The 557-nt window shown below is 39.1% G+C and carries 1 protein-coding gene; it reads left to right on the forward strand.

Annotated elements, in window-relative coordinates; genetic code table 11:
- The coding region (locus G8761_RS26750; protein WP_166030966.1) for an IS110 family transposase at window positions 1–557 on the forward strand (557 nt) is incomplete at both ends.

The following is a 557-nucleotide window of genomic DNA, read 5'->3' on the forward strand; positions in this document are numbered from 1 at the left end:
CGATTGTTTTGGAGGCAACCGGGCATTATCATACGCCAGTTGTTCAGTTTTTCGAGGAAAGAGGATATTTGCTTATTGTTATAAATCCCCTGGTTTCTTATCGAGCCAAAAGCTCCTCTTTACGAAAAGTAAAAACAGATGTAGTCGATGCGAGACATCTCTGCGAACTGTACTATAAAGAGGAATTGGAACCTTATAAAAAGCGTGGAATACAACTGTTAAACTTACGCAGCCTTACTAGGCAGCACGAAAATATAACAGGCATGTATGTCCAGACAAAACTTCAATTTCAAGCAGTACTAGATCAAGTATTCCCAGAATATCAGGGGGTTTTTGGTGACTTATATTCGGTTGTTTCTTTATTAACCCTATTGGAGTTTCCCACTTCTCACGAAGTACTGGGTGTTGAAGAACAGACTCTAGCCGATAAAATTGATGAGTTATGTAAAAGCCGTTCAAGCAGCTGGGCTAAGACAAAGGCAAAACAATTAATAGCTGCGGCAATGAAAAATCCATTCCAAACAAACTTGTATCAAAGCCATATTCTCAGCTTAGAA

The organism is Neobacillus terrae, assembly GCF_011393025.1.
GTDB classification, from domain to species: domain Bacteria; phylum Bacillota; class Bacilli; order Bacillales; family Cytobacillaceae; genus Neobacillus_A; species Neobacillus_A terrae.